The organism is Rubripirellula obstinata, from assembly GCF_001642955.1.
Lineage (GTDB): Bacteria > Planctomycetota > Planctomycetia > Pirellulales > Pirellulaceae > Rubripirellula > Rubripirellula obstinata.
Genome location: NZ_LWSK01000223.1, coordinates 1 through 3,776, shown reverse-complemented (window position 1 = coordinate 3,776; position 3,776 = coordinate 1). Strand labels below are relative to the sequence as shown.

General features: G+C 54.7%; 4 protein-coding genes. All 4 read right to left on the bottom strand.

From position 1 onward, the window contains the following. Window positions 1–497 precede the first annotated feature (497 nt). On the bottom strand, window positions 498–815 hold the full coding sequence (locus tag RC85_RS27910) for a hypothetical protein (RefSeq protein WP_149753308.1): 318 nt from the start codon (window positions 813–815) through the stop codon (window positions 498–500). Between the two features lie 315 nt (window positions 816–1,130). Continuing rightward, complete coding sequence (locus tag RC85_RS27905; RefSeq protein ID WP_149753307.1) at window positions 1,131–1,334, bottom strand: hypothetical protein; 204 nt, start codon at window positions 1,332–1,334, stop codon at window positions 1,131–1,133. A gap of 992 nt (window positions 1,335–2,326) precedes the next feature. Beyond that, on the bottom strand, window positions 2,327–2,806 hold the full coding sequence (locus RC85_RS25080) for a hypothetical protein (protein WP_068267575.1): 480 nt from the start codon (window positions 2,804–2,806) through the stop codon (window positions 2,327–2,329). Window positions 2,807–2,947: 141 nt separating this feature from the next. Continuing rightward, window positions 2,948–3,499, bottom strand: coding sequence for a hypothetical protein (locus RC85_RS25075; protein ID WP_162273278.1), 552 nt, complete (start codon window positions 3,497–3,499; stop codon window positions 2,948–2,950). Window positions 3,500–3,776 lie beyond the last annotated feature (277 nt).

Genomic DNA, 3,776 nt, shown 5'->3' with positions numbered 1-3,776 from the left:
TGAACCGAGTCCTTGAACATCGGCTCGCAAGCTCGCGATGTCAAAGACTTATTTGTTATCCCTTTGCATTGAATCGAGCATGATCAATGCGTTGGAAAAGAACGACGGGACGTCGCCATGCTGGATGGAGCGTTGGTGCATAGGTTAGAGTGTAGCGTCGGGATCGGCGCAAAGGCAAGCAGCGGAATCGCGGTCGGTCCAAACAAAGTAGCGGTCAGCAAGCGAACGGTATGTCGCCGATGGGATGCCTTATAGAAGTGGGAAAAAATCCCATCGGCGACATTCCGTTCGTTTGCGGGAGGTGGAGCGGAGAAAAGCGTGCAAGCAGACGAATGGGAAGGTGATGCAGCGGGGAAAGGTCGCGTGGATTCGAGTCGCACAGTTAAGCGTTGAAGCGGAAAATCAGGCTAGCGGCGAATCGAGTCGTCGCGACCTTCGTGCAAGTAAAGGATCAAGCAATGAAGCGGAGTTTGGGCCGGGGTGCAGTGGAGTTAGAGTCAGCGAGCGACCAGCACGATCATAGAAGGAGTGACCAAGCAAGCGATCCGACGTAACAAGTCTCGATGTGTAGGAAAGCAAGCGATCGAACGTTCGGCGTTGAAGTGGAAAGACCGCGCACCCAGTGGGATAACGTCCGGCATCACCGGGCCGGGACGGTTGATGTTCCATTTGTGAAAACGCGCAAGACCGGCTCCGGTGCATGCCATGGTTATCCGCTCACGACCTGCTTCGATCCCCAGCGTACCGCATACGAACATAGCCGGCCGCAAGTGCCCACGGAAGTGTGATGATGCATAACGAGACCAGTCCAGCATGAAGTGAGAACCGAAGCAATTCGGCAGTCGAATAATCGAGTATCTCAATGCTTCCCATTTCAAGATTGTAGCGTCGGTTGAAGTCGCGAGCCAAGGCATTGCGAATAAGATATGTCGCTGGAATGGAAATAAGCATCGACCAAAGAACACCGTTCCGGAACCCTAATGCAAAGGCCGACATCCGATTTGCCGGTAACGCCCGCTTTGAGGCGGCGTTTGCTGGCCGATACGGATCAGGGTCATGCAACATTGGAAACTGCGTCGCTTGAAATTGGAGACTGGGGATGCGATTGTTGACACCCAACAATCGACGCTCTATCTACGTGCAGGCCAATCCAATTGTGACCGTGGAACTCGCTTAGTGGGATAACGGTATGCATCACCGAGGTGGCGGGATTTGACGTGCAAGCAGAGAGAAAAGTGTGCGGCCGCCACTCCGGTGCATGCAATGGTTATCCGCAACACACCAATGCGATACGATCGGTCAGCGCGGACGTCGTCCCCGTGGTTGACAAACACATTGTGGAAAGCGTAACAAAATGTCGCCGGCAAAGCAAGTTTCAGCGAGCAGGAATATATCGAGTGCTAGAAAACAGGCGTTGGTTAGTGCCACGCAGTGCATCCGGCACACCGGCGTTATTCGAGCATTGAAATTCAGGCGTCGGTTGATGCCCCGCAGGGCAGTCGGCACTCGAGTCTTGGTCGATTGTTGGGGGAAAAGCGTTCTTGGTCGAGCATTAGAGATGCCCCGCAGGGCGCGAGGCGGGCAGCAAAGGTCCGCGGTTCAGTCGGATAACGTTACCGATCACCGGGCGGCGGCGAACGACTTGCAAGCAAACGATAGAACTGACCACCGCCGCTCCGGTGCATCGGATGGTTATCCGCCGTCTGCAGGAGGCAGTAGAGTGTATGCCAGAGAAACAAGTACGAATACACAGAATGCCCAAAGTGTGAGGTTACCGAACACCGCAGTGTAATCGAGCAGTGAACCACCGATCTCAGGATATCCGCGGTCGGGAATTGGATCGTCGAAATATCGAAGGTAGGGAAACGGTGACCCGTACGCTGTCTGCGGAGCACTATACCAGTATTTGTCGATTGGGCTATCGGAAACTGTATCCGGAGTGATTCGCCGAGGCGTTGTGTTTAGAAATGTTGCCCAGCCAGCCAAGCCGATCAAGGGCAAAGCAAAAATGAGACGAGGCAAAAGTCTATTGTGTGGAAGTGCAATACAACGTTTGCAAGCAATATAGACGTAGAGTGTTGTGCCAACGATGAACGGAAGTGAGAGGGCAGCCGCTACGGCAACAGACATCGGGCTAAGTTCATCGTCGAGCATGAAGATCGCCCCAGCGCATGCGGCGAGAGGCAGTGCTAGCCAACCGAGTGCGAGTGCGATGCCAAGCGTGCGTGCGTTCATTTCAGTCGGATAACGTCCGGCATCACCGGGTCGGGAGTGTTGATGTTCCATTTGAAAACGGCCGCAAGCCCGACTCCGGTGCATGCCATGGTTATCCGTCTGCTTGGGGGCGTGCAATCGCCGTGTCAAACAAGTGAAAGGATCGGACAGCCATTAAGACCGAAAGATGAAGAACAGCAAATACGGCCAAAGTCCCGAGGAAATTTACAATCAAGTTGAGTGTGTTCAGGCCGCTTTTCGTTGGGAAGCCAGAAACGGTGGCCGTGTACCCGGTTGTAGTGTTGAAAACGTCGTAGCGGTATCCGTAGTTGTCTTCGATCCGCCAAGGCCATCCGCGATGCGCTTCAACGACGTAAGCGGTGACCGACGCCTTTTGGATGCTTGGAGGAACAACGCCACGATTGTTTGCGACTGCGGGGAGCGAGGCGAGATACGGCGTTGGTATGTTCTGGCCGGTCATTTTGGGTGCCACGATCTTCGTCGTGGCAGTATCCACGGTCAGATTCCAGAGGGCGACGTACAATGTGATTCCCACGTAGGCGGCAATCGACCATTTTGGCTTGATGTTCATTGTGGGGTCATTTCAATCGGATAACGCCCAGCGTCACCGGGCCGGAAGAGAAAAGGGTAAAACCGAACCAAAACGCCCGCAAGACCGGCTCCGGTGCACGCGTTGGTTATCCGTCGGTTTTGGAAAGCAGCAACTGAAAGTTTAGTCTTTCGGATCAGCTTTGTCGCGATCCAAAAATCGCTTTGCACGTTCACCGATGGCGCGTATAGTTTCGTCGGAGCTGTCGGTCGCGGCTTCAGACAGTCGTTTTGCGTCCATTTGGGTAATAGCCTCGACCGCCTTGCCGGCTCCAGCACCGACGACGGGTTGAACCTCGTCGGCGAACGACTGGAAACGTGCTTCAACACGTTCAGTGGTTGAGACGGCTCGTTCAAGCTTCGGGATCAGCAAAGCGACCAGCGCGATAAGCAGCACGGCCATCACGGTAAGGATAGCAGTCGAGAGCCAGACAAGTTTCTTGACCCAGGCGAGAAGTTCGTGCTCAGCAGTGCTTTCGGATTCCATCTTGTGCATCGGTTTGAGTGTCGTGATTTCAGTCGGATAACGGCAAGCATCACCGAGGTGGCGGGATTTGACGTGCAAGCAGAGAGAAAAGTGTGCGGCCGCCACTCCGGTGCATGCAATGGTTATCCGCAATACACCATCGCGATACGGTCCGTCGGCGCGGACTTCGTCCCTGTGGGTGGCAATCACCGCGAAGAAAGCGTAACAAAGAGTGGGCGTTCAAGCAAGTTTCGGCGAGCAGCAGTAAATCGAGTGTACAAGGACATGCGTTGGTTGTGCCACGCAGTGCATCCGGCACGTCGGCATTGATTGAGCATTGGAATTCAGGCGTTGGTTGATGCCCCGCAGGGCAGTCTGGGCTTGAGTATTGATCGAGCGTTGGGGGCAAAGCGGGTTTGTTCATGCGTAGGTTGTGCCCCGCAGGGCGCGAGGAAGGCAGCAAGTGTCCGCGGCTCAGTCGGATAAC

Bases quoted from the DNA above. Each gene is read 5' to 3' on its own strand.
- RC85_RS25080 (WP_068267575.1), bottom strand. From the start codon at position 2,806: ATGAACATCAAGCCAAAATGGTCGATTGCCGCCTACGTGGGAATCACA.
- RC85_RS27910 (WP_149753308.1), bottom strand. From the start codon at position 815: ATGCTGGACTGGTCTCGTTATGCATCATCACACTTCCGTGGGCACTTG.